The following is a 23,022-nucleotide window of genomic DNA, read 5'->3' on the forward strand; positions in this document are numbered from 1 at the left end:
TCGCTGTCCGTGAACGATGCCGGACTGCGCCAAATGAAAGCGCGGGGCCGCCGCTTCGCGCCGCTGGCGGCGATCGTCGTGGGTCATGCGTTGATGTTTTACGCGATCAACTCGGGGATGATGAGCAAGATCGCCGTCGCCGTCATGCCGAAGGTGGTCACGGTCACCTTCGTCGCCTCGCCCGAGCCGCTCAAGCCCGCCCCGCCGCCGCCGAAGACGGTGCCGGTCGTGAAGCTGACGCCAACCTATATCCCGCCGATGCCGCAACTGGCCACGCCGCAGGTCGAGCCGACGATCACCGTCGCGCCGCCGACGCCGCGCACCAACCAGCCATCGACGCCGGCCGTCGCCGGCCCTGTGGCACCGCCGACGCCAGCGCCGGCAGCGCCATCGGCGCCGAAAACCATCACTGGTGTGGAATATATCCGCGCTCCGCAGCCGGTGTACCCGAGCATGGCCCGTCGCATGGGCGAAAGCGGCGTGGTGATGCTGCGCGTGCTGATCGGGGAAAAAGGACAAGCGGAGCAAGTGACGATCCAAAAATCGTCGGGCTCCGAGAAGCTCGATGAAGCCGGCCGCCAGGCCGTGCTGCGCGCGTTGTACAAACCGTATCTGGAAGATGGCAAGGCCATTCCGGTGTACGCGCTGGTGCCGATCAATTTCCAGCTGGGTTAAACCATGCGCCGCTAGCGGCGCATGTCATTCACGACATCACAGATCCAGGCGACCCTCGATCGAATCGTCCAGCGTCTTGCCGATCACCGCGCCAATCAGCATCTTCACGCCCGCCACTGCGCGGCCATGCTTGGTGTCCCAATAATAGCCATAGGTCGGCGCGAACTTGATCAGCGTGATGCGCGGATCATCCTCACCCTCGGTGAACCAGGTCTTCATCGTAAAGCTCCACAGCTCCTTGAGCTTCGCGCGATCGCGCAACACGGTGGCCACGCCCTCGATGTGCAGAAACTCCGAATGCGCCGAACCCTGGAAGTACAAGGTCGCCGACGGATCGGCCGCCAATTCCTGGTTCTTCAAACTGTCGCTGGCACTGATGAACCAGATGTTACCCAGATCGTCGACCTGCAGCGCGTTCATCGGCCGCGCGTCGCCGGGACCGCCGTCGCCGTCGTTGGTGCAGAAGAAGCAGCCGGGCGTGCTACCGACGAAGTCCTTGATTTTCTTGACGGCGTCTTCGCCGATCAGATCCTGGTGATTTTGTTCCGGTTGATTGGCATTGATCGAATCCATGGCGAGCTCCTGAGAAGTGCTGATGAGTAGAACAGCCATGTTAGCGCCGACTGCGCCGGCACTCGGTGGGCTGACACACACTCGCGCCAACCTGCGTGGTGCGAATGTTAATTGTTTTCATTAACGCCAACAATCTCACTCCGGGCATATTGATACAGTTTTAAGCCGCCGGGCACGATTTACGGCCGTGCCGCTACGCCTCGACGGCCCGTTCGTGGCAGAATGCGGGTATTCCACCACCATTTTAGAAAGCCACCCATGAAGGGCGACCCAGAAGTCATCCGTTTGCTGAACGCTCAGCTGACCAACGAACTTACCGCCATCAACCAGTACTTCCTCCACGCGCGCATGTACAAGCACTGGGGTCTGGAAAAGATCGCGAAGAAAGAATACGAAGAATCGATCGGCGAAATGAAGCACGCCGACAAACTGATCGACCGCATCCTGATGCTCGACGGTCTGCCGAACCTGCAAGCGATGCACAAGATTATGATCGGCGAGCACACCGAAGAAATGATCGGCTGCGATCTGGCGCTGGAAAAAGGCGCGCAGCTGACCGTCAAGGAAGGCATCGCCACCGCAGAAAAGGCCGGCGACTACGTCTCGCGCGACCTGCTGCTGATGATTTTGGAAGACACCGAAGAACACATCGACTGGCTCGAAACGCAGCTGGACCTGATCGGCAAGATCGGCATCCAGAACTACCTGCAAAGCCAGATCATCGAAGAGTAAATCCCAGCGTGACCACCAGCGCCGTTACGCGGCGCCGGTCACCTCGTTATCCTCAAGCCGCAGGCTCTCCGCCTGCGGCTTTTTTAATTTCACGAACAGCACGGCCACCGCGCCGCACAGCATCAGGCCACCGGCCAGCCGGATCACGTTTTCCGGATTCCCGCCCAGCAGGCTGCGATAGTACAAAGGCAGCGTGAAGATCTGGATGATCATCGGAATCACGATGAACATATTGAAGATGCCCATATAAACCCCGGTGCGCTCCGGCGGAATGCAGCCGGCCAGCATCACATACGGATTGCCCATGATGCTCGCCCATGCCAGGCCGATGCCGACCATCGGCACGAACAGCATTGCCGGCGTGTGGATCATCGGAATGCTCAGCATCGCCAAACCGGCCAGCGTCAGGCACGCGCTGTGCGTCAGCTTCGGCCCGTACTTGCGCGTGAACGGCACCAGCGCCAGCGCGCCGATGAACGCGATGAAGTTGTAGAACGCCCCCACCTGCCCGGCCAGCAGGCCGGCGTCCCGGAAGCCCTGCGAGGCCTGATCGGTGGTGCCGTACAAGGTGGTCGACAGCGACAGCATGATGTACTGCCAGTAGCAGAACATCGCATACCACTGGAACAGCTTGACCCACGCCAGCTGCTTCATCGTCGATGGCATCTCGCGCACGGCGCTGTCGATATCGCGAAAGGTCTCGCGCCAGCCGGTCGGCCGCGAACGGATTTCCGCCAGCTCCTGCGCGGTCAGCGGATGTTCGGGCGTCGTCTTCAAGGTCCACAGCACGGAGCTGATCGAGAACACCGCGCCGATCAAAAACGCCACGATGACGATGTGCGGAATATGGCTGCTGTTGACGGCGTCCTTGTTCATGCCCAGCCAGACCAATAGCGACGGCGTCAGATAGGCCAGCGTCTGGCCCAGCCCCGTAAAGGCGCTCTGCGTCAGGAAGCCGACCGAATGCTGCCTGGGCGCCAGCTTGTCGCTGACGAAGGCGCGATACGGCTCCATCGTCACGTTGTTGGCCGCGTCCAGTATCCACAGCAGGCTGGCCGCCATCCACAAGGTGGGGCTGAACGGCATCGCCAGCAGGCCAAGGCTGCACAGGATCGCGCCGATCAGGAAGTATGGCGTGCGACGCCCCCAGCGCGTGACCGTGCGGTCGCTCATCGCGCCGATCAGCGGCTGCACCAGCAGGCCGGTCATCGGGCCTGCCAGCCACAGATACGGCAGGCTGGCCTCGTCGGCGCCCAGGTATTTGTAGATGGGGCTCATGCTGCTTTGCTGCAGGCCAAAGCTGAACTGGATGCCAAAGAAGCCGATATTCATATTGACGATCTGCCAGAACGACAGGTGCGGTTTCATGCCGCCGCTCATACCACCGCCCCGGCTTTGGTCGGCAGTACGCCGCCGCTGCGCCAGCAGGCGATCCACGGCTCATAGAACGCAATATCGGCCGGCACCGCGCCGGAGATGCCGCAGATGGCGCCTGCGAAGGCGTTCGCGCGCGCCAGGATGAGCGGCAGCGACCAACGCTGCGACTGGCCGAACAGGAAAACCGCCGAGAAGGCGTCGCCCGCGCCGACGGTGTCGACGATGCGCGCGGGCGCGTGGCATTCCTGGTTGGCGGTGACCGTGCCGTCGATGTCGAAGTACAGCGCGCCGCGCTCACCGAGCGTGACGATCAATCCCTTCAGCGAGAAGATGCGCATCAGCGCCTGGCAGGCCTCCACCATCTCAGGGCTGTCGATGGCCTTGGTTCCCGGCTTGGTGTGCGTGTACCAGCTGAATAAATCCTTGAGCTCTTCCTCGTTGACCTTGACGATATCGGCCAGATGCAGCGACTCGAATGCGCAGCGCTCCGTCACCTGGCCTTCGCGCACGTTCAGGTCCAGATAACGGGTGGCGTCGGCGTAGCGCAGCATCTCCCGCACCGTCTTGCGCGAACACTCGTGGCGCTGCGCCATCGTGCCGAAGTAGATAACGCCTGGCCTGGCCTCGGCCAGCGCCGCCAGCGCGGGCGCGGCTTCGACGTAATCGTAAGCCTGATCTGGCAGGATGATGAAGCGGTGGCCTTGCTCATTGCGCTCGACGACAACGCGGCCGGTGGACTCATTTTTATCGATCTGCAAGCCGGCCTGGCTCATACCGAAGCGCTCGAACTCCGCGCGCATCAGCGCACCGTTCTTGTCGTCGCCTATGCGCGTCACCATCAGCGTAGCGACGCCGAACGCCGCCAGATTGCGCGCCACGTTGAACGGCGCACCGCCGACAACCTGCTCGGTGATGAAATCATCCACCAGCGCTTCGCCGAATACAGCGATGGTTTTATGGGTTATGCCTGTTTCCATGCCTGTCTCCACGCCCTCTCGGGCGATTCTATATTATTCGCGCGCCAGCCAGTGCATCGCGTAAGGCGCCAATGTGATGGTGCCCTCGACGCGGCCCGGCGCGGCGCAGTCGCTCCATACGCCTTGCAGCGTGTATTCCAGTTGCTGGCCGGTGAAGTTCATCAATGTCAGGAAGTTGTCGCCGCGCGCCAGCGCCAGCAAGCCGTCCGGCGCATCGGCCAGCAGCGCGCGCGGCGCATTGGCGGCGAGCGTCTCCTGCTGGCGGCGAACGCGTACCAGATTGGCCAACCCCTGGAACATGATCCCCGGCGCGCTGGTTTTATCGTAACGGTGTTTCCAGCGCTGCTCGTCGAACACGGGGCGCTGTAACCAGCGGCTGTCCATCGCGTGCTGTGGCCGATCCAGATAACTGTAGTCGTTTTCCATCGCCAGCTCGTCGCCCATGTACAGCACGGGCAGCGCGCCAAAGCTCAGCGCCAGGCCATGCAGCAGCTGCATGCGACGCAGCGCAAGCGAGCGTTCCTGCTCGTTGGCTGCTGTCTGCAGACCGGCAAGCGACGCCGCCATGCCGTTGCTGCCGTGGGCCGCGTTCGGGTCGGTGCTTTGGAAAGCGGCGCCGCTGGCGTAACTGCCTTCCGCACCGCTGAAGAAGCGCGCCGCGCTGGCCAACCGCGCCGCGCTGCCGGCGGACGAACCAACTTCCGCGTCCGCGCGCAGCACGTTCCAGCCGATGTCGTCGTGGCAGCGTACATAACTGAGCCAGGTCGCCGCGGCCGGCAGCGCGGGCGTGTTGCGGATCACCTCTCGCAATATCCCGGTGTTTTGTTCGGCCAGCGCGACCCAGCCCGCCGCCATCAGGCTGCTGTGATAAGCGATGTGGCATTCGGGCGCGGCGGCGCTACCCAGATAGGCGGGCAGCTCGCGTGTCGGCACGATGGCCTCGGCCTTCAGCAGCACGCCCGGCGCGACGATGTCGACGATGGCGCGCAGCGCTTGCAGAATCTGGTGCGCCTCCGGCTGGTTCATGCTGTTGGTGCCCTCGCGCTTCCACAGGAAGGCGGTCGAGTCGAGGCGGAACACTTCGATGCCGCGATTGGCCAAGCGCAGCATGGCCGCCGCCATCTCGGCGAAGACGTCGGGGTTGGACCAGTTCATGTCCCATTGATAGGGATAAAAGGTCGTCCATACCCAGCCGCCCATCGCTTCGACATAGGTGAAGTTACCCGGCGCGACTTGCGGAAACACCTGGCCCAGGGTGAGCTCGTGGCGGTCCGGCATGTCCCGGTCGGGGAAAACGTGGAACATCGCGCGCGCCTTGGCATCGCCGGCTTTCGCGGCCAGTGCCCACTGGTTGTCGTCGGCGACGTGGTTCAGGATGAAGTCCGAGCACAGGCTGATGCCCGCGCCGCGAAGGCGTGTGGTCAACGCGTGCAGGTCGGCGTTGGTGCCCAGCGCGGGATCGACTTCGTCGAAGCTGGTGACGGCGAAACCGCCGTCGTTTTCACCTTCGCGCGGACGCAGGAACGGCAGCAGGTGCAGGTAGCTCACGCCCAGTTCCTCCAGATACGGAATACGCTCGGCGACGCCGTTCAAGCTGCCGCCAAAGTTCTGCACATAGGCGCAGTAGCCCAGCATGCGCTGGTTGAGGAACCAATCCGGTTGCGCGGTGCGCTGGATGTCGAGCGCGCGCAGTTCGGGGGAACGAGCGGCGTACAGTTGGCCCAGGGATTCCATCAGATCGCCGAACCATGCGTCGAAGTCGGCTTGGTCGCCGTACAGGCCGGCCAACAGGCGGCGCAGCACCGGCCCGGCCGTTTTCAAGCGTTCGGCCGCCTGCGGCCGGAGATCTTCGGGAAGGACCGCCAGCAGGCGGTCCGAGATTACTTGAGAGGGCATAGTCGAAAGGCTGGTGATGGGTTTCGTAGGGGGGATTAGGCGGAACGCCGTAATCCACCATGCATGCGTCGCCGATGACGCGTGCATGGCGGATTACGCTACGCTAATCCGCCCTACGTGTTGCAGATTGACGCTTGGTGCAGCCTAGAAGGCGTACGACAGCGTGACCTTCGCGGCGCGGCCGGTGATCGAACGCGCGGCATGGCCGTCGCCTTCCACCTCGGTGTAGCCGATCTGGTTGAACAGGTTATTCGCGCTCAACGACACGGTGGCCTTCTCGGTCACGCGGTAGTTGACGAACGCGTTGACCACCGCGTACGAAGGCATCTCGATGGTGTGCGCATCGTCGCCCCACGACTTGCCGGTGCCGATCACGCTGGCGCCGACCGTTGCGTCGCCGATGGTGTAGGTCGGCGCGACCTGGTAAATCCACTTGGCCTGACGACGCGGCGAATTGCCGATGTTGGCCACGTCCGCAGCGGCAGTGCCTGTGATCTTGGCATGCGTGTAGGTCGCGCCGCCGGTGATGCGGAAGTCGCCGATCGAATACGCGCTTTCCAGCTCCACACCCTTGGCGTCGTACTTGTTGGACGTGCTGCGCTGCGTGGTCGCCTCGTAGTTGCTCTCGTCGGTCTTGGCCTGGAACAGCGTCACGAAGGTGCTCAACCCGCCGCTGCGCCATTTCACGCCGCCCTCCAGCTGCTTGACGGTATTGATGTTGATCGGCGCCGAGCCATCGAGCGGAGTGCCGAACAGGATGCGGTCCGCGTTGAACGCCACGCCATCGCTGACGCGCGCAAACGCCGCCAGGTTGTTCGTGATGCGGTAGTTGCCGCCGACCGAATACGACGTGTGGTTGATTTTGTAGTTGACCATCTGCTCGCTGGCCGGATCGTAGCGCAGGCCCCCGGTGGCGATGTTGGCGCTGCCGTTGGCTTCCTGTCGGTCCTGGCGCACGCTCGCGTCCAGGTTCAGCGGACCGGCTTCGTAGCCGACGTTCAGGTAAGGCGACGTCAGTTTGTATTCCATGTCGACCGCGCGCATGCAGCAGCCGCCGAAGGCCGGGCCGACCAGGCCTGGCGTGGTGCTGGCCGTTTGCAGCAGTGAGGGCTTGTCGCCGCTCAGCTGCATCAGGTACTCGTTGAAGTTCCATGTCAGCGCCAGCTTCTGGTTCGACAGATACAGGCCGGCGGTGGTGGTCAGCTTGGAGCCGTCGGCCAGCTTGAAGGTCTTCGACAGCTTGGTGTCGTTGAGCGTATTGCCGGCATCGTCGATCGACGTGTTGAACACCACCGCCGAGAAGGCGAGGCCGTTGTAAGCCTGGCCGCGATTCGGGCCGGTGGCGAAGGTGTAGTTGCCGGCCACGCCGTTGTTACCGGCGAAGACACCGGTAAAGCGGCCGCTGTTATCGGAGGCGCGGAACTTGTTACTCAGGTTCCAGCCGTCACCCAGGTCGAACGAGCCTTCCAGACCGATCGAATTGCTCTTCACGTGCAAGCCGTCATTAACGTCGGTGGACACCGGCGTGTTGTTCTTGCCCAGCGTGACATCGCGTACCCAATTCGGCGAATAGAAGCTCACCGTGCGCGGATCGATGCCCGGGATCTCGGTGATCTGCTGGTTCACCACGCGCACCGGCACCGGCAGCGCGGTCGGCGACTTGTCGTCGACGTGCTTGAACGACAGGCGGATGAAGCCATTGTCCAGGTCATGGGTGATATTGCCGCGAATCTGGCCGCCGCTGGCGGTGCTCATGCCGGTATCGCGCACGCCTTCGCCGGTGCGGTAGCTGCCGCCGATGAAGAAGCGGGTCTTGTCCGAAATCGGCGAACCGTAATCGAAGTCGTAGCGGGTCTCGTCGTAACCGAGGCCGCGGCTGATGCCGATATGGCCGCCCTTCTCCTCGCCGGTCTTGGTGATGAAGTTGATGATACCGCCCGGCGCGTTGGTGGCCAGCGTCGACGCCGAGCCGCCGCGCACCACTTCCAGGTGGTCGAGCGTGCCGTCGATCTTGACGTAGCTGTCCGGCGTGATGAAGTTGAAGTCGCCCGACTGCAGCACCGGCAGGCCGTCTTCCTGGATCTGTACGTAGCGCGCGCCGCCGGCCGATACCGGCACGCCGCGCACGGTGATGTTGGCGTTGCCCTCGCCGCCCGACGATTCGGCGCGCACGCCGGGCACGGCGCGCAGCACTTCGGCCGCGCTCAGCGCCGCCGAGTTCTTGATGACGTCACCCTCGATGGTGCTGATCGACACGCTCGTCTTCATTTTCGACGAGCCGGTGGTGGTGCCGGTAACCACCACGCGTTCCATGTTCAAACCGTCCGCCGGAGCGGCGGTGGCGGCGGGAGCGGCTTCCTGTGCGGCGGCGACGCCCATGTGCAGGACGGCGGCGGCGACGGCGGCCGTCATGGCGGCCAGTTTGATGGTGCGGTGTTTCATGGTGGTCTCCAGGTATTGTCGTTTTGCTCTGCTGTTTTGTTGAGCAGGTACGCCATTATTCCCCGAACGCGGATTTAATGCAATCGATTGCATAGATGCGGCGCAATATGGTTTATGAGCAATACACCAAGAAGCAAAAACCTGAAGTTTTAGCGGGAAAACCGGCGCACAGAACGATTAATGGTGCACCGCACCATTAAATTTACGCAATCGGTTGCGAAAATCAGACGGTACGGCTGCTGGACCGCACGACCAGGGTGGTCGGCAGTTGCAGCGATGGCGATGGCCGGCCCTCCACCAATTCCAGCAACGACGACACCAGCGCCCGGCCGGCCTCGCGGATCGGCTGCTGCACGGTGCTCAACGGCGGATGGAAGTAGGTCGACAGCTCGATATCGTCGTAGCCGACGACCGCCACCTGCCCCGGCACGAACAGGCCATGCTCGCGCATCGTGTTAATCGCGGTCATGGCCAGCAAATCGCTGCCGGCGAAGATGGCGTCGAACGGCACGCCGCGCGCCAGCAGCTGCTCGACCGCCTCGCGTCCGCCCCGCGGCAGGAACGACACCGACACCTGCAAGGCCGGATCGACCTCGATGCCGGCCTTCTCCAGCGCGCGGCGATAGCCTTCGTAACGCTGCCCCACCTCGGGCAGGTTGATATCGCCAAAGAAGGCGATGCGCTTGCGGCCCTCTTCCAGCAGATGGGTGACGGCCAGCTCGCCGCCGGTCACGTTGTCGCCGCCGACGGTGCAGTACAACTGCTGCGGCAATTGCGCGCCCCACACCACGATCGGCACATGGCGCGCCGCCAGCTGGTTCAATTGTTCGTGATGGCGCCACTGGCCGATCAATACGATGCCGATCACGCGGCCGGTGTCGAACGGTCCGGCCGCCGCGTCCAGCTCCTCGGCGTTGACGCGCGAGACCAGCATATCGAAACCCTGCTCGGTGAGCGCGTCGGCCAGGCTGCCCAGCATCCCCAGGAAAAACGGATCGGACAAATGCTGGCGCGTGGTCGGGTCGTACGGGATCACCACGCCGACGGTGCGGTTCTGCTTCATGCGCAGGTTCTGCGCGCCGATATTGATGGTGTATTTGAGCGAGCGCGCCAGCTCCATGATGCGCACGCGCGTCTCCTCGCTGACCAATTTGCTGCCGGCCAGCGCGCGCGACACGGTCGACGTGGACACGCCGGCCAAGCGCGCGATATCGGCCATCTGCAAGCGGCGCTGCCGGGCGTCGGCGCTATCCGCGTCGGGCGGCGTTGTTTTAGGCATGGCTAACTTCGGGAATCAGGCGGATGGCACGGTGTCTTTGAACGACTGGCGCTCCGACAGTTTGTCGAACAACCTGGCCAGGTTGGCGTGGTCGTCGCGCCAGGTGATCTCCGGGAAGCGGAACGACAGCCAGCCCAGGGTGCAGCCCACCGCCACGTCGGCCAGCGAATAATTCTTGCCGGCGCAGTAGGCCTGCTCGCCGAGCTTTTCCGACAGCGCCGCCAGGCCCAGATGCACCTTGCGCATCTGGCGCGCGATCCAGTCCTCGCTCTGCAGCTCGATCGGACGCTGGGTGCGCTCCAGCCGCACGGTGATGGCGGCGTCCAGCATGCCGTCGGCCAGCGCCTCCCAGCACTTGACGTCGGCGCGGTCGCGGCCATTCGGCGGCAGCAGCTTGCATACCGGCGTCAAGGTATCGAGATACTCGACCATGACGCGCGAATCGATCATCACGCTGCCGTCCTCCATGACCAGCGCCGGCACCTTGCCCAGCGGGTTCAGGGTGCTGATGGCCGTATCGGGCGCCCACACATTTTCCAGCTCGAACTGGCAATCGAGCTTTTTTTCGGCCAGGACGACGCGAACTTTGCGGACATAAGGACTGGCGAGGGAACCGATAAGTTTCATGGATGCATGGAGTAGAAGGTTGGCAGACAGTATAACATCGGCGGGGTCGCCCTCCGCCAATGGTAAAATCACGTTTTGCCTTCTTCAACTTCCCCTCCTCGATCATGACCACACCTGCTTACTCCACGTTGTCGGCGCTGTCGCCGCTGGACGGCCGCTACGCCGGCAAAACCGACCTGCTGCGTCCCATCCTGTCCGAATCGGGCTTCATGCACCACCGCGTCAAAGTGGAAATCTCCTGGCTGCAGGCGCTGTCGCTGGCCGGCTTCGCCGAGATCAAGCCGTTTTCGGCCGCCGGCACCGCGCTGCTGGACAAGATCGCCAACGAGTTCAAGGAAAGCGACGCCGCCCGCATCAAGGAGATCGAAGCGGTCACCAACCACGACGTCAAGGCCGTGGAATACTGGCTCAAGGAACAAGTGAAGGACGTGCCGGAACTGGTCGCCGCGTCGGAGTTCATCCACTTCGCCTGCACCTCGGAAGACATCAACAACACCTCGCACGGCATGATGCTCAAGGCGGCCCGCGACGGCGTCATGCTGCCATCGCTGCGCAACGTCATCGCCAAACTGACCGACATCGCGATCACCAACGCCGACGTGCCGATGCTCTCGCGCACCCACGGCCAGACCGCCAGCCCGACCACCCTGGGCAAGGAGATGGCCAACGTCGTCGCCCGCCTGCAGCGCGCCATCAAGCGCATCGAACAGGTCGAAATCCTCGGCAAAATGAACGGCGCGGTCGGCAACTACAACGCCCACCTGTCGGCGTATCCATCGTTCGACTGGGCGGCGTTCTCGAAGGACGTCATCGAGCAGCGCCTCGGCCTGGTGTTCAACCCGTACACCATCCAGATCGAACCGCACGACTACATGGCCGAGCTGTTCGACGCTTTCGCCCGCGTCAACACCATCCTGCTGGACCTGAACCGCGACATCTGGAGCTACGTCTCGCTGGGCTACTTCAAGCAGAAGACCAAGGCCGGCGAAATCGGCTCGTCGACGATGCCGCACAAGGTCAACCCGATCGACTTCGAAAACTCCGAGGGCAACCTGGGCCTGGCCAACGCGGTACTGAAGCACCTGTCGGAAAAATTGCCGGTCTCGCGCCTGCAGCGCGACCTGACCGACTCGACCGTGCTGCGCAACATCGGCGTCGGCTTCGGCTACACCTTGCTGGCCTACGACAGCTGCCTGCGCGGCCTCAACAAGCTGGAAGTGAACCACGCCCGCCTGGCAGCCGATCTGGACGCCAACTGGGAAGTGCTGGCCGAGCCGGTGCAAACGGTGATGCGCCGCTACGGCATCGAGAACCCGTACGAGCAACTGAAGGAACTGACGCGCGGCAAAGGCATCTCCAAGGACGCGCTGCGCGAGTTCATCCTCGGCCTCGCGATTCCGCAGGACGCCAAGGACCTGCTGCTGGACATGACGCCGGCCAACTACATCGGCATCGCCCCGGCTCTGGCAAAAGCCATCTGATGTAAATTAGCAATCTGTCATACACTAGCCTCCGCGACACACGTCCCGGAGGCTTTTTTCTTGCCTGTCAGCACGCGCGGCGTTTCTTTGATATATTAGCCCCCATATTTAGTTCTAACACGTACTACTTTCTGGAGCACCATCCATGCAACGCTACACCAAGACGGCAATGCTGCTGCACTGGCTGATCGCGCTGATGATCGTCTCGGCCTTTTTCCTTGGCCTGACGATGGTCGCGATCCCCGGCTTCACGCCGACCAAACTGAAATACTTCTCCTGGCACAAATGGCTGGGCGTGACGGTGCTTGCGCTGGCCGCGATCCGCCTGCTGTGGCGCCAGGCGAACAAGCCGCCGGCGCCGCTGGTGAGCATCCCGCCGTGGCAGCACAAGGTCGCCGACGGCGTGCACTACCTGCTGTACTTCCTGATGTTCGCCGCGCCGATCTCGGGCTATTTGTACGGCAGCGCGGCCGGCGTGCCGGTGGTGTACCTGAAGCTGGTCACCCTGCCGGCGCTGATCGGACCAGACCCTGAACTTAAGGCAATTTTAAAAACTGTTCATTATGTTTTGGTCATGACGATGGCGGGTATTGTTGTCGCCCACGCTCTGGCCGCACTCAAGCATCACTTTATCGACCGCGACATCACGCTCAAGCGCATGTTGCCGCGCATATAGCCATACCCCTCTACCGGAGCCCCTATGAAAACCATGAAAAAAATCGCCCTCGTCTCCCTGATGGGTGTTGCCCTGGCCGCCAGCGCCGCCGTGCTCAAGACCGATCCAGCCAAGAGCTCGGTCTCGGCCACGTTCAAGCAAATGAACGTGCCGATCGAATCGAAGTTCAAGAAATACACGGTCGCCATCGACTACGACGCGGCCAAGCCGGACGCCTCCAAGGCCACGGTGGAAGTCGAGACGGCCAGCCTGGACATGGGCGACCCGGAGTACAACAAGGAAGTGGCCAAGAAGGAATGGTTCAACTCGGCCCAGTTCCCGAAAGCCACGTTCGTCTCGAGCGCCATCAAAAGCGCCGGCCCTGGCAAGCTCACCGTCACCGGCAAGCTGACCATCAAAGGCAAGGCCACCGACATCACCTTCCCGCTGACGGTCAAGACCGAAGGCGGCAAGCAAGTGTTCGACGGCGCGCTGCCGATCAAACGCCTGGCCTACAACATCGGCGAAGGCGAATGGAAGGACACCAGCATGGTGGCCGACGACGTCACGATCAAATTCCACGTAGTAGCAGGCCAATAAGTAGCTAACCATCCACACAGGGAGACACACCGCATGAAACTGCAGATTCTGATCGCCACCTTGCTGGCCGCCTCGGCCACGTCCGCCATCGCCGCCACCTACACCGTCGACCCGACGCACACCTTCCCGAGCTTCGAGGCCGACCACATGGGGCTGTCGGTCTGGCGCGGCAAGTTCAACAAGACCACCGGCACCGTCACCCTGGACCGCGCGGCCAAGACCGGCGGCCTGGACCTGGCGATCGACCCGGCCTCGATCAACTTCGGTTTCGACAAGATGGACAGCCACGCGCGCGGCCCGGACATGTTCAACGTCGAGAAATTCCCGACGATCACCTACAAAAGCAAATCGTTCAAATTCGACGGCGACCAGCTGGTGGGTGTGGACGGCGAACTGACGATGCTGGGCGTGACCAAGCCGGTCGCGCTCAAGGTCAACAAATTCAAGTGCATCATGCACCCGCGCTACAAGAAAGAAGTCTGCGGCGCCGACGCCACGGCCGAGTTCAAGCGCAGCGATTTCGGCCTCAACTACGGCCTGCCGAACTTCTCGCCGGAAGTCAAACTCGCCATCCAGATCGAAGCCATCAAAGCCGACTAAGCTACCGGGGTCAAGTCTGTCATTCGGACACGGCCTCAACCGCAAAACTCGCCACTGCGGGGTCAAGTCTGTCATTCGTACATGAGCTCGTGTCCGAATGACAGACTTGACCCCGCAGTTTTTTTGGGTCGTTAAAATGTGGTTGACGTATACGGCAATGCTGCGGATACTCTCAGCGCTGTCCCCGCCACCATTTTGGAAACGATATCAATGCATAAGACTCTGATCGCGCTCGCCATCCTGAGCACTGCCGCCCACGCCGACGAAGGCATGTGGATGCCGCAACAGCTGCCACAAGTGGCTAAGGAATTGAAAGCCGCCGGCCTTGAGCTGGATCCCGCCAACCTGACCAAACTGACCGAGTTCCCGGCCGGGGCCATCGTCAGCCTGGGCGGTTGCTCGGCGTCGTTCGTGTCGCCGCAAGGCCTCGTTGCCACGAACCACCATTGCGTCTACGGTAGCGTGGCGCATAATTCCACCCCGGAACGCAATCTGCTGGCCAACGGTTTCCTGGCGAAGAACTTCGGCGAAGAGTTGCCGGCCGCGCCTGGCAGCCGCATCTTCGTGACCAAGGCCGTCACCGATGTCAGCAAGCAGGTGGTCACGCCCGCCGTCGCTAAACTGAGCGGTAAGAAGCGCAGCGACGCGATCGAGAAAAACAGCAAGGCCATCACCGCCGAGTGCGAAAAAGATGCCGGCCACCGCTGCACCGTGTCGTCGTTCTACGGCGGTCTGGAGTTTTACCTGAGCAAGCAGCTCGAGATCCGCGACGTGCGCCTGGTGCACGCGCCGCCCGAGGGCGTGGGCAAGTTCGGCGGCGATACCGATAACTGGATGTGGCCGCGCCACACCGGCGACTACGGCTTCTATCGCGCTTACGTCAGCAAGGACGGCAAGGCCGCCGACTACAGCAAGGACAACGTTCCCTACGTGCCGCAGCATTATCTGAAGCTGGCCAAGGAAGGCGTCAAGGAAGGCGATTTCATCATGGTGCTGGGCTATCCGGGCCGCACCAACCGCCATCGCCTGCCGTCGGAAGTGGCGTTCACCTTCGACTGGAGCTATCCGAACTTCGTCAAGACGTCCGCCGAGAACCTGGCGACGATCGCCGCCATGACCAAGGACGACAAGGACACCGCGCTGAAATACGCGTCGCAGGTGGCCGGCATCAACAATTACTACAAGAATCGCCAGGGCATGCTGAACTCGTACGCCAACAGCGATATGCTGGCGCGCAAAACGGCCGAGCACGAAGCGCTGAAAACGTGGATCAACGCCGATGCCGCCCGCAAGAAGGAATACGCGTCCGACATCGACCTGGTCGAGAAGCTGATCGCCCAGCGCGACGCCGAGACCAAGCGCGACTACTACCTGTCGACCTCCAAGCCGCGCCTGCTGAATACGGCGCGCGTGCTGTACCGCCTGGCCAACGAGAACGCCAAGCAGGACGTTGAGCGCAAGTCCGGCTATCAGGTGCGCGACGTGCCGCGCATCAAGTCCAGCGTTGCCGCGTTGCTGCGCAACTACGACGAGAAGGTCGACAAGGCGCTGGTCATGAACAGCCTGACCAAGTACGCGGCCCAGCCGGCCGCCCAGCGCAGCGCCGCCTTCGACGCGGTCGTCGGCATCAAGGACGGCATGAGCCGCGCCGACCTGCAAGCGGCGCTCGACAAACTGTACGCCGGCAGCAAGCTGGGCGACGCGGCCACCCGCACCGCGTGGCTCGACAAGAAGCCGCAGGACTTCAAGGCCAGCGACGACGCCTTTGTCAAAGCCGCCGTGGCGCTGTATGACAACGACCTGAAGGAAGAGGCGGCCGAGGAAGAACTGGGCGGCAAGCTGCAACAAGCCTACGGCAACTATATGAAGGCCAAGATCGCCTACATGAACAGCCAGGGCCGCGCGGTCTATCCGGACGCTAACAGCACCTTGCGCGTGACCTTCGGCAAGATCGCCGGCCGCGATCCGGGCGCCGATGGTTCCACCTGGAAGGCCTTCACCACCGTGGCCGGCGTCGCCGCCAAGGCCACCGGCGAAGGCGAGTTCAACGCGCCGAAGGCGCAGCTGGACGCGATCAAGGCCAAGGACTTCGGCAAGTACGTCGATCCGGTGCTCAAATCGGTGCCGGTGGCCTACCTGGCGACATTGGACATTACCGGCGGCAACTCCGGTTCGGCCGCGCTGAACAGCAAAGGCGAGTGGATCGGCCTGGCCTTCGACGGCACGCTCGATTCGATCATCTCGGATTGGGACTTCAACAAGGCGATGACGCGCGACATCCAGGTCGATCTGCGTTACATCCTGTGGAACATGAAGCACGTCGACCACGCCGACAATCTGCTGAAGGAAATGAACGCCGAGTAATTTGACGCGGCAGCAAGACCAACGCCAAGACCAACGCCAAGATCAAGACCAAGACCACGCCCCGGCAACGCGGCGTGGTTTTTTTTGCGTCTGCGGTACAGTAGCGCTTCCATTCCCCATTCCAATTCAAGACCAGGAGAAGTCATGCCCGCCAAAAAAGTCGCCGTAGTGATCGGCAGTCTGCGCAAGGAGTCGATCAACCGCAAGTTCGCCCACGAGCTGATCGCGCTGGCGCCGCCGTCGCTGGAGCTCACGATTGTTGAAATCGGCGAGATGGCGCTGTACAACGAGGATCTGGAAGGAAACGGCGTGACCCCGCCGCAGGCCTGGACACATTTCCGCCAGCGCATCAAGGAGGCCGACGCCGTGCTGTTCGTCACGCCGGAATACAACCGCTCGGTGCCGGCGCCACTGAAGAACGCCATCGATGTCGGCTCGCGTCCGTACGGCGACAGCGCCTGGAGCGGCAAGCCGGCCGGCGTCGTCACCGTCTCGCCGGGCGCGGTGGGCGGCTTCGGCGCCAACCATCATTTGCGCCAGTCGCTGGTGTTCCTCGACATGCCGGTGCTGCAACAGCCGGAAGCGTACATCGGCGGCGCCGGCGGCCTGCTGGGCGACGACGGCAAAATCAACAACGACCGCACCAGGGAGTTCCTGACCAAATTCGTCAACGCCTTCGCGGCCTGGGTGGAAACCAACGCCAGGAAATGATCAGCGCCGGGCGGCCTTGAACGTGTAGCCGGCCGCCGTCAACGGCGCCGGCTTGGCGTCGGGCTGGGCGGCACGCCGCAGCAGCAACAACTGCGGCCCGTCAAGCGCCGGCATGAGCGCCAGGTCGACACCCGGCAGACGCAGCTGCAGACCTTCGATCTCGCCTGTGGCCAGCGCCTCGCAGCCGACATACAGCCGATACGATTTTCGGCCCTTGCCCATCTCCAGCACAAACCCCGCCACCTGCGCCGCGCCCGGCTGACCGGGCATCGCCGTTACCCGCAGCCAGGTTTGATCCTTGCCGCGAGCCTTGCCCTTACGCAAATGCAAGGCGTCCCAGGTTTGCATCGGATAATATTGCGGGCCTTCGCCGTCGACACCACCGCCACCACCCGTTTGCGACATCGGCAAAGGCAAAGGCGACGGCATCGGCGGCACCGTCGCGCCGGTGGACGGTTCCACCAGGATCACCGGCAGGCTGCGCAATGCGGCCAGCGGCGCCAGTCCGCTGTAGCGTCCGACGCTGGCCGGCGTCACCAGCACCAGGTCGACCGCCGGCCATCCGTTCACCGACTCGGCGCTGTAGGCGTCGGCGTCCGCGCCCACCGTCAGCAGCCGCAATCCCTGAAAGCGGATCAGCGCCAAGCCTTTGCCGACCAGTTGCACGCTGCCCTGCGCCGGCCCGGCGATCGCCACGCCTGTGGCCGCTTTGACGTCGATCACGTAGCGTGGTCCGATTTGCGCCAGCCCGACCTTGCACACCAGCGCCAGCACGACAGCGACCAGCACGGCGCCCTGCCCGCTCCTTTTCCACATCGCTGGCTCCTGGTATGTGACGAGAATTCCAGTAGACCATCCAGCAAATTTATTTCCTTGAAACAACGCAAACAGCCGCCCCGGGAAGCTTGCCTCCGCTCAAAAAGCGGGCACGAATGATACAATCGCGCCCTCGACAGCACGCCTGACGCTCACAAGGCGTGGCGCGCCATTTCACATAGTTTCTCTGAGATCCAGACTGCCATGCACCCAGATATGCCGACGCCTTATGAAAAAGGCAATCAAAATCAAACCACGCTGTGGACCGAATGTATCGCGTTCTACGAGGAGCTGGCCCAGCGCTTCCCGCAGGTGCTGCGTTTTGAACAGATCGGCGTGTCCGATGGCGGCATCCCGGTGCACGCCGGCATCGTCAGCCCGGACGGCGTGTTCGACCGCTCGCAAATCAAGGCCGAGGGCCGCACCGTCTTCTTCAACAACAACGGCATCCACCCGGGCGAACCCGAGGGCGTGGACGCTTGCATGGCCATCGTGCGCGACCTGTGCTTCGAGCCGGCCCGCCTGGCCGCGCTGGGCGACACCGTGCTGCTGTTCGTGCCGCTCTACAACGTCGATGGCGCGCTCAACCGCTCCAACACCTCGCGCGTCAACCAGGACGGCCCCGAGCAATTCGGCTTCCGCGGCAACAGCCGCCACCTGGACCTGAACCGCGACTTCATCAAGTGCGACACGCTCAACGCCCGCCTGTTCAACCAGCTGGTAACCAGCTGGGACCCGGACGTGATGGTCGACACGCACACGTCGAACGGCGCCGACTACCCGTACACGATGACCCTTATCCACACCCAGGCGGACAAGCTGGGCTATGGCCTTGGCCCCTTCCTGCGCGAGACCATGCTGCCGCATATTTATCAGCAGATGGAAGCGAAGGGCTGGCCGACCTGCCCCTACGTCAACCCGGTCAAGGACAGCCCGGACGACGGCATCGCCGAATTTCTGGAAGTGCCGCGCTTCTCGACCGGTTTCGCGGCCCTGCACCACGTCATCGGCTTCATGCCGGAGACGCACATGCTCAAGCCGTTCAAGGACCGCTACGAATCGATGCGCGCGCTGCTGGATGTGACAATGGCCTTCACCGTTGCCCACGGCGCGCAAATCCGCGCGCTGCGCGCCGACGCCAAAGAGCAGGCGGCCAACGCCAGCGAATGGACCGTCAGCTGGAAAATGGACGAGGCCAATCCGTCGACCTTCCGCTTCAAGGGTTACGCCGCCAAGCGCAGCGCCAGCCTGCTGGGGAACTACCAGCGCCTGTCCTACGATCGCAGCCAGCCCTGGGAAAAGGACATCGCCTACTACAACAGCTTCGTGCCGTCTGCCACCGTGCGCTCACCGAAGGGCTACATCGTGCCGCAAGCCTGGCGCGAAGCCATCGAGCGCCTGCAGTGGAACGGCGTCGAGATGGCCGCTTTCGACGAAGCGTCGACCATCGAAGCGCAGTACTATCACATCGCCTCCGTGACCTCGCGCCCGCACGCGTATGAAGGCCATATGTACCACGACGCCGTGGAACTGGAAGCGCGCACCGGCAGCTTCACCGTGCAGCCGGGCGACTGGTTCATCCCGCTCAAGCAGGCCAACGCCCGCTACGCCGTCGAGACGCTGGAACCGCAAGGCCACGATTCGTTCTTCCGCTGGGGTTTCTTCAACAGCGTGCTGGAAAAGAAGGAAGCCTTCTCCGACTACGTGTTCGAAGACCTGGCGCTGGAGATGCTCGAGGCGGAGCCGGAATTGAAGGCCAAGTTCGAAGCCTGGAAGGCCGCCAATCCGGCGCTGCTGTCGGACCAGGAAAAGGTATTGGGCTTCATCTTCGAAAACGGCAAGCGCCACGCCGAACCCGAATGGCGCCGCTACCCGGTACTGTCGGTCTTCTAACGACAGCCCGACACCGTAGTTTTGCGTTCCCCGTGTGCGCGGCGGCGATCCCGCCACGCACACATTAGCACCCGCTGCCCACAAGGTCACAGCCATGCACTACGCACTCAATCTGCGCACTTTCTTCTACAGCCACTATTTTTATCTTGGGCTGCGCTTTGCTGCGGGCCTGGTGGGCGTCACCGTGATCACCTTGCAGTTCTCCGACATGGCCACCGCCATGACGGTCTGCATCGGCGCGCTGTGCACCGCGCTGATGGACATGCCCAGCCCCCTGCGCCACAAATTCAACGAGATGAGCGCCTCGGTGCTGCTATGCAGCGCCGTCACCTTGCTGATCAGCCTATGCGCGCCGCTGCATTGGCTGCTGCTGACGATGCTGGTGCTCATCAGCTTCCTCGCCTGCATGATGGTCGTCTACGGCAAAAAGTCGATGCCGCTGCAACTGGCCACGCTGTTCATCATGACCATGTCGATGGAACACTCGATGACGGTCAAGCAGTCGTTCATCCACACCGGCCTGTTCACCCTGGGCGCTGTGGCTTATCTCGCGTACGCGATGGGCATCTCGTGGATACTGCGCCACCGCATCAAGCAGCAGGTGCTGGCGGAGGCTCTGTTCGAACTGGCCGCCTACATCGACATCAAGGCCGACTTCTACGACACCCGCTACAACCTCAATGAGCAGTTCAATAAACTGGTGCGCCATCAAAGCGTGCTGGCCGACCGCCAGCAGGCCTCGCGCGATCTGATCCTGCGCGCCCACCAGAACAGCAAGGATGCGATCGTGGTGCAGGTCCACGTCTGCATGCTGGACCTGTATGAGCTGATCCTGTCGACCCACACCGACTACGCGCAGCTGCGCATGCACCTGGCCGATTCGCCGGTGCTCAAGACGCTACACGACCTGGCCTACAAGGCCGCGCGCGATATCGAATCGGTGGCCTACGACGTCACCCGCAAGAAGGCCTCTTACGCGGAGATCAGCTACACGCCGGAGCTGGACGCCGTCGAGGCGGAACTGGCCGCGATCCAGCGCCGCATCGACGAGGGCAAGCCGCAGCAGGAGGCGCTGGCGGTGTTGCGCGCGCAGCGCAACAAGATCCGCGCCATCATCAAGATGATCGGCGAACTGCATCAGGCCAGCCAGAAGGTGTACGACACCACGCCGTTCTGGGTCGACGCCGACATGGGTCCCTTCCTGTCGCAGCAAAAGTACGAGCTGCGCATGATCCTGTCGCACCTGCGCATGGATTCGCCGATCTTTCGCTTCTCCCTGCGGGTGGCGATGGCGATCTCGGTCGGCCTGGCGGTGGCGGCGTGGCTGCCGTACGCGGCGCACAGCTACTGGATCGTGCTGACCATCGTGATCATCCTCAAACCCAGCTTCAGCATGACCAAGCAGCGCCGCAGCGACCGTATCATCGGCACCGTGATCGGCTGCGTGATCACCGCGCTGATCATCCGCTACCTGAACCACCCCGCGTTCATCCTCGGCATCCTGGTGCTGGCGACGGTGGCCACGCCCACTTTCATCTACCTGCGCTACCGCTACGCCGCCATCGCGGTCAGCATCATGATCCTGCTGCAGATGCACCTGATCGCGCCGGGGAACAATGACCTGATCATGGAGCGCCTGATCGACACCTTCATCGGCGCGGCGGTGGCGACAGCCTTCAGCTTCGTGCTGGCGAACTGGGAATACCAAACCCTCCCGCGCCTGATCCGCGAGGTGCTGGACGTGAACCTGCGCTACATGCAGGCCAGCTTCGATCTGCTGCAAGGCAAAGGCAAGGACGATTTCGCCTACCGCATCGAGCGCAAACGTCTGATGGACAGCCTGGCCTCGCTCAGCTCCGCGCTGGTGCGCATGCTTGACGAACCCTCGAGCAAGCAGCGCGCGGTGGAGGACATCAACTTGTTCATTGTGCAGAACTACCTGCTGGTGGCGCACGTCGCGGCGTTGCGCTCGATCCTGCGCCGCCACGTGACGGAACTGCCAAAAGAGCCGGTCAACGCCATGCTGGACGAGAGCCACGAACATGTGGTCGGCATTCTGTCCCGGGCGCTCGAGCCGCACGCGCACAAAACGTCGGTACCAGCTCCAGCATCCGCGAAGACGGCAGTTGCGGCGACCGAAACCGCCGTGGTGCCGTGGTCGGGCTGGCCTTTGGTGCAGCGCCGCATCCGCCTGTTGCAGGCCGATGCGGCAAAAATCATCGTCCACAGTGAAGCCATCGTCCGCAACGTGGCCTAACGCTGCTACCATGGTGCGATGAGTTCATCGTCCGCCCCTTTCAGCACCCGCGATCTGGTTTCGGCCCTGGCCGTGGTGCTCATCTGGGGCACCAACTTCGTCGCGATGAAGATCGGCCTCAAGGACCTGACGCCGTTCCAGCTGGGCGCCGCCCGCTACGTGTTCGCGGTGGTGCCGCTGATCCTCGTCGTGCGTCCGCCCAAACTCCCCGTCAAATGGATCGTCGCCTACGGCCTGTGCCAGGGCGTCGGCCAGTTCGGACTGCTATTCCTGTCGCTCAAAGTCGGCATGTCGGCCTCGCTGGCGTCGGTCATCCTGCAAACGCAGGTCTTCTTCACCGCCCTGTTCGGCTTCGTGCTGCTGCGCGAGCGCGCCAGCCGCGCACTGAAAGGCGGCCTGCTGCTGGCGGCGATAGGGCTGGTCTGCTTCGGCATGAACTACGTGGAGCCGGGCCACGCCGGCGGCACCACCGCCGGCGGCTTCGTGCTGACGTTGATGGCGGCGGCGATGTGGGCCGCCTCTAATATAGTCGTGCGCCGCGCCCAGCAGGCCACGCCGGAATTCGACGTGGTCAGTTTCATGGTCTGGTGCAGTCTGGTGCCGATCCTGCCGTTCATCGGCCTGTCGCTGGCGTTCGACGATCCCGCCACACGCTGGCACTGGACCGCCGCGCCGTGGACCACGTGGGCCGCGATCGCCTACCTGGGCTGGATGGCCACCATCCTCGGCTACGCGATGTGGACCCGGCTCCTCAAGCGCCACCCGGTCAACCGCGTGGCGCCGTTCAGCCTGGGCGTGCCGGTGGTCGGCATCAGCGCCGGCATGCTGCTGCTGGGCGACATCGTCACCGGCTGGCAATGGGCCGGCATTGCGCTAATTGTGCTGTCGCTGGTGTGCACGATGTTCGGCGGCAGATGGCTGGACCGCCGGAGCTAACTCAAGTCATTAATTTTTTGAACATAATCGATAGCGGTTATCACCGTACCGAATAGCTTCACGTCCTAATTGGCCCGCTCGCGGCCAATATTGCCGTCCGGACATCACGAATGACCGGACGCAGCAGTTCG

The 23,022-nt window shown here is 63.0% G+C and carries 19 protein-coding genes; 11 read left to right on the plus strand and 8 right to left on the minus strand.

Annotation, left to right across the window (positions count from 1 at the left end):
• Window positions 1–33: 33 nt before the first annotated feature.
• The gene (locus tag ACZ0BA_RS20475) at window positions 34–675 is read left to right on the plus strand and encodes an energy transducer TonB (protein WP_463453028.1); all 642 of its coding nucleotides are present in this window, start codon (window positions 34–36) and stop codon (window positions 673–675) included.
• A 36-nt stretch (window positions 676–711) separates the two neighbouring features.
• On the opposite strand, the gene ACZ0BA_RS20480 is transcribed toward ACZ0BA_RS20475, so the two are convergent.
• A complete protein-coding gene (locus tag ACZ0BA_RS20480) occupies window positions 712–1,248 on the minus strand; it encodes a pyridoxamine 5'-phosphate oxidase family protein (RefSeq protein ID WP_463453029.1) in 537 nt (178 codons plus the stop codon).
• Window positions 1,249–1,506: 258 nt separating this feature from the next.
• On the opposite strand from ACZ0BA_RS20480, the gene bfr reads away from it, so the two are divergent.
• Window positions 1,507–1,980 carry a bacterioferritin gene (gene bfr / locus ACZ0BA_RS20485; protein WP_463453030.1) on the plus strand — a complete coding sequence of 158 codons (474 nt, stop codon included), beginning with the start codon at window positions 1,507–1,509 and terminating at the stop codon, window positions 1,978–1,980.
• Between the two features lie 24 nt (window positions 1,981–2,004).
• Here bfr and ACZ0BA_RS20490 read toward each other — a convergent pair whose 3' ends face one another.
• The 6 genes from ACZ0BA_RS20490 to ACZ0BA_RS20515 form a co-directional block, all read right to left on the minus strand.
• Entirely contained in the window at window positions 2,005–3,348 is a 1,344-nt protein-coding gene (locus ACZ0BA_RS20490; RefSeq protein ID WP_463453031.1) for an MFS transporter, read from the minus strand.
• Between the two features lie 8 nt (window positions 3,349–3,356).
• On the minus strand, window positions 3,357–4,334 hold the full coding sequence (locus ACZ0BA_RS20495) for a PfkB family carbohydrate kinase (protein WP_463453032.1): 978 nt from the start codon (window positions 4,332–4,334) through the stop codon (window positions 3,357–3,359).
• A 33-nt stretch (window positions 4,335–4,367) separates the two neighbouring features.
• A complete protein-coding gene (locus ACZ0BA_RS20500) occupies window positions 4,368–6,230 on the minus strand; it encodes an alpha-amylase family protein (protein WP_463453033.1) in 1,863 nt (620 codons plus the stop codon).
• A 144-nt stretch (window positions 6,231–6,374) separates the two neighbouring features.
• Window positions 6,375–8,672: a TonB-dependent receptor gene (locus ACZ0BA_RS20505; RefSeq protein ID WP_463453034.1), complete on the minus strand. Its 2,298-nt coding sequence runs from the start codon at window positions 8,670–8,672 to the stop codon at window positions 6,375–6,377.
• 223 nt (window positions 8,673–8,895) lie between these two features.
• The gene (locus tag ACZ0BA_RS20510; protein WP_463453035.1) at window positions 8,896–9,951 is read right to left on the minus strand and encodes a LacI family DNA-binding transcriptional regulator; all 1,056 of its coding nucleotides are present in this window, start codon (window positions 9,949–9,951) and stop codon (window positions 8,896–8,898) included.
• Window positions 9,952–9,966: 15 nt separating this feature from the next.
• Complete coding sequence (locus ACZ0BA_RS20515) at window positions 9,967–10,578, minus strand: glutathione S-transferase N-terminal domain-containing protein (protein WP_463453036.1); 612 nt, start codon at window positions 10,576–10,578, stop codon at window positions 9,967–9,969.
• 104 nt (window positions 10,579–10,682) lie between these two features.
• Between ACZ0BA_RS20515 and purB the strand changes: the two genes are divergently transcribed.
• The 6 genes from purB to ACZ0BA_RS20545 all read left to right on the plus strand — a co-directional run bounded on the left by purB (window position 10,683) and on the right by ACZ0BA_RS20545 (window position 16,989).
• Entirely contained in the window at window positions 10,683–12,059 is a 1,377-nt protein-coding gene (gene purB, locus ACZ0BA_RS20520) for an adenylosuccinate lyase (RefSeq protein WP_463453037.1), read from the plus strand.
• A 145-nt stretch (window positions 12,060–12,204) separates the two neighbouring features.
• Window positions 12,205–12,735 (plus strand): cytochrome b, encoded by a 531-nt coding sequence (locus ACZ0BA_RS20525; RefSeq protein WP_463453038.1) that lies wholly within the window; start codon window positions 12,205–12,207, stop codon window positions 12,733–12,735.
• A gap of 24 nt (window positions 12,736–12,759) precedes the next feature.
• Window positions 12,760–13,314 carry a YceI family protein gene (locus ACZ0BA_RS20530; protein ID WP_463453039.1) on the plus strand — a complete coding sequence of 185 codons (555 nt, stop codon included), beginning with the start codon at window positions 12,760–12,762 and terminating at the stop codon, window positions 13,312–13,314.
• Between the two features lie 33 nt (window positions 13,315–13,347).
• Entirely contained in the window at window positions 13,348–13,914 is a 567-nt protein-coding gene (locus tag ACZ0BA_RS20535) for a YceI family protein (protein ID WP_463453040.1), read from the plus strand.
• 210 nt (window positions 13,915–14,124) lie between these two features.
• The gene (locus ACZ0BA_RS20540) at window positions 14,125–16,278 is read left to right on the plus strand and encodes a S46 family peptidase (protein WP_463453041.1); all 2,154 of its coding nucleotides are present in this window, start codon (window positions 14,125–14,127) and stop codon (window positions 16,276–16,278) included.
• 144 nt (window positions 16,279–16,422) lie between these two features.
• Window positions 16,423–16,989: an NADPH-dependent FMN reductase gene (locus ACZ0BA_RS20545; protein WP_463453042.1), complete on the plus strand. Its 567-nt coding sequence runs from the start codon at window positions 16,423–16,425 to the stop codon at window positions 16,987–16,989.
• Here ACZ0BA_RS20545 and ACZ0BA_RS20550 read toward each other — a convergent pair whose 3' ends face one another.
• Window positions 16,990–17,805 (minus strand): hypothetical protein, encoded by an 816-nt coding sequence (locus tag ACZ0BA_RS20550; protein ID WP_463453043.1) that lies wholly within the window; start codon window positions 17,803–17,805, stop codon window positions 16,990–16,992.
• Between the two features lie 204 nt (window positions 17,806–18,009).
• Between ACZ0BA_RS20550 and ACZ0BA_RS20555 the strand changes: the two genes are divergently transcribed.
• The 3 genes from ACZ0BA_RS20555 (at window position 18,010) to ACZ0BA_RS20565 (ending at window position 22,891) form a co-directional block, all read left to right on the plus strand.
• Window positions 18,010–19,698, plus strand: a complete 1,689-nt coding sequence (locus ACZ0BA_RS20555; protein WP_463453044.1) for a M14 family zinc carboxypeptidase — start codon at window positions 18,010–18,012, stop codon at window positions 19,696–19,698.
• Window positions 19,699–19,792: 94 nt separating this feature from the next.
• Window positions 19,793–21,955: an FUSC family protein gene (locus tag ACZ0BA_RS20560; protein ID WP_463453045.1), complete on the plus strand. Its 2,163-nt coding sequence runs from the start codon at window positions 19,793–19,795 to the stop codon at window positions 21,953–21,955.
• A gap of 18 nt (window positions 21,956–21,973) precedes the next feature.
• Window positions 21,974–22,891: an EamA family transporter gene (locus tag ACZ0BA_RS20565; protein ID WP_463453046.1), complete on the plus strand. Its 918-nt coding sequence runs from the start codon at window positions 21,974–21,976 to the stop codon at window positions 22,889–22,891.
• Window positions 22,892–23,022: the final 131 nt, after the last annotated feature.

It is taken from the genome of Duganella sp. AC917, from assembly GCF_979258245.1.

What these genes read in the sequence shown, in the direction of transcription:
- ACZ0BA_RS20535 (WP_463453040.1), top strand. Translation starts at nt 13,348, where the DNA reads ATGAAACTGCAGATTCTGATCGCCACCTTGCTGGCCGCCTCGGCCACG.
- ACZ0BA_RS20565 (WP_463453046.1), top strand. Translation starts at nt 21,974, where the DNA reads ATGAGTTCATCGTCCGCCCCTTTCAGCACCCGCGATCTGGTTTCGGCC.
- ACZ0BA_RS20515 (WP_463453036.1), bottom strand. Translation starts at nt 10,578, where the DNA reads ATGAAACTTATCGGTTCCCTCGCCAGTCCTTATGTCCGCAAAGTTCGC.
- ACZ0BA_RS20530 (WP_463453039.1), top strand. Translation starts at nt 12,760, where the DNA reads ATGAAAACCATGAAAAAAATCGCCCTCGTCTCCCTGATGGGTGTTGCC.
- ACZ0BA_RS20475 (WP_463453028.1), top strand. Translation starts at nt 34, where the DNA reads ATGAAAGCGCGGGGCCGCCGCTTCGCGCCGCTGGCGGCGATCGTCGTG.
- ACZ0BA_RS20490 (WP_463453031.1), bottom strand. Translation starts at nt 3,348, where the DNA reads ATGAAACCGCACCTGTCGTTCTGGCAGATCGTCAATATGAATATCGGC.
- ACZ0BA_RS20540 (WP_463453041.1), top strand. Translation starts at nt 14,125, where the DNA reads ATGCATAAGACTCTGATCGCGCTCGCCATCCTGAGCACTGCCGCCCAC.
- ACZ0BA_RS20495 (WP_463453032.1), bottom strand. Translation starts at nt 4,334, where the DNA reads ATGGAAACAGGCATAACCCATAAAACCATCGCTGTATTCGGCGAAGCG.
- purB (WP_463453037.1), top strand. Translation starts at nt 10,683, where the DNA reads ATGACCACACCTGCTTACTCCACGTTGTCGGCGCTGTCGCCGCTGGAC.
- ACZ0BA_RS20480 (WP_463453029.1), bottom strand. Translation starts at nt 1,248, where the DNA reads ATGGATTCGATCAATGCCAATCAACCGGAACAAAATCACCAGGATCTG.
- ACZ0BA_RS20555 (WP_463453044.1), top strand. Translation starts at nt 18,010, where the DNA reads ATGCACCCAGATATGCCGACGCCTTATGAAAAAGGCAATCAAAATCAA.
- ACZ0BA_RS20525 (WP_463453038.1), top strand. Translation starts at nt 12,205, where the DNA reads ATGCAACGCTACACCAAGACGGCAATGCTGCTGCACTGGCTGATCGCG.
- ACZ0BA_RS20560 (WP_463453045.1), top strand. Translation starts at nt 19,793, where the DNA reads ATGCACTACGCACTCAATCTGCGCACTTTCTTCTACAGCCACTATTTT.
- ACZ0BA_RS20510 (WP_463453035.1), bottom strand. Translation starts at nt 9,951, where the DNA reads ATGCCTAAAACAACGCCGCCCGACGCGGATAGCGCCGACGCCCGGCAG.
- bfr (WP_463453030.1), top strand. Translation starts at nt 1,507, where the DNA reads ATGAAGGGCGACCCAGAAGTCATCCGTTTGCTGAACGCTCAGCTGACC.
- ACZ0BA_RS20505 (WP_463453034.1), bottom strand. Translation starts at nt 8,672, where the DNA reads ATGAAACACCGCACCATCAAACTGGCCGCCATGACGGCCGCCGTCGCC.
- ACZ0BA_RS20545 (WP_463453042.1), top strand. Translation starts at nt 16,423, where the DNA reads ATGCCCGCCAAAAAAGTCGCCGTAGTGATCGGCAGTCTGCGCAAGGAG.
- ACZ0BA_RS20550 (WP_463453043.1), bottom strand. Translation starts at nt 17,805, where the DNA reads ATGTGGAAAAGGAGCGGGCAGGGCGCCGTGCTGGTCGCTGTCGTGCTG.
- ACZ0BA_RS20500 (WP_463453033.1), bottom strand. Translation starts at nt 6,230, where the DNA reads ATGCCCTCTCAAGTAATCTCGGACCGCCTGCTGGCGGTCCTTCCCGAA.